The organism is Candidatus Mycoplasma haematohominis (assembly GCF_902712995.1).
GTDB classification, from domain to species: domain Bacteria; phylum Bacillota_I; class Bacilli_A; order Mycoplasmatales; family Mycoplasmoidaceae; genus Eperythrozoon_B; species Eperythrozoon_B haematohominis.
In genome coordinates, this window is record NZ_CACTIB010000027.1 from 1 (window position 1) to 1,231 (window position 1,231).

2 protein-coding genes are annotated in these 1,231 nt (G+C 35.6%); both read left to right on the plus strand.

Going from position 1 to position 1,231, the window contains the following annotated elements; all coding sequences use genetic code 4:
• Positions 1 to 483: hypothetical protein (locus tag H6411_RS04505; protein WP_216083453.1), on the plus strand; the 483-nt coding region annotated here is incomplete at its 5' end.
• Positions 484 to 486: 3 nt separating this feature from the next.
• A partial coding sequence (locus H6411_RS04510) for a hypothetical protein (RefSeq protein ID WP_216083454.1) occupies positions 487 to 1,231 on the plus strand: 745 nt, incomplete at its 3' end.

A 1,231-nucleotide genomic window follows, 5' to 3' on the forward strand; every position in this document is an offset into this window, starting at 1 on the left:
GTTGTAGCTGCAGTAGGTGGTGGTTTAGGTATTAAGTTCGCTTTAGATGGAAGAGTAGTTACTCTGGCTTGAAATGGTATTCATTTTTTAGATGAAACAAAAGTTGGCGGAAAATTTGCTTCTTTATTAGCTTCAGTTGATAGGGGTGTTAATGCGTCTTTCTGATCTGAAAGAGTACATAGTTTAGCTTCTAGAAATGAAGAGTTGCAGATAAAAACTGATGGTTTTTTCAAAGATGCAAAAACTGAATTTGACGCTTACAAGAAGGAATTAAAAAATACCTCATCCACTCAACAAACCAAAGATGAGAAGGCGAAAGCAGCTGTTGATAAGATAAAGGAAAAATGTAAGGCTAAGTATGGAGATGTCGCTCCCGCAAGCAATATTTCCAATGATGACAAACCAAAGTGAAAAGAGTTCTGAGAGTTTTGCTCTGTAGAAGGAAAAGACAAAACAGACACTATGGTTAGTCAACCTTCTTAGATAATGAATCCAACTAAAGCAGCTGTAGCAAGCGGAGTTGTTGTATTAACTGTTGGAACTGGCTACGGAGTAAGCACTTTATTTAACAACGATATGCCTGAGTATTTTTCTTTAAAAACAGAAGATACTAGCAAGTATGTTTCGGATTACAAAGATTATTTTGTAGATAATTCCAATTCAGAGAATAGTAATTGGTGAAAGTGAGTTTACAAGAATAGGTATTCCGGGAAGGCTCCAACAACTGGGAAATTTGTTGACCTTGATAGCGGGGATGCTGAAGAGAAATCTATCAAGAAGGTTTGCGGTGATTTTTATGCAGAAGAGACAGCTAATGTTAAAACGACTGCTACTTTGACAGATGTAAATAAATATCTAGAAGCAGATGTGTGAATGTATTGTTCTGTTTTGGAGAAAAAAACTAAGACTATCTCAGAAGCCGGAAAAGGGTCAAGTTACAACACCGACAACACTTATGGAAAAGATAAAGCTTCCAATCTATCAGACATAGATCATGAAGATAATTCGTATTTTTGAAATTTAAAAAATGAAGAATTTTTCGGTAGAAGCAAAAGGAGAGAAGCAACTTCTATTGAATTAGCAACAGGCTCAATATTCAAGGCACTTTATGAGAAATTCAAAAATAAGCAAGGATTTAATCCATTTGTAGACACTGTAAAAAATACTTGCAAGGAGGCTCACTCAAAAAATAGTAGCGTAGGTGACGAAGCTCCTTCTAGTGAAGTATTTA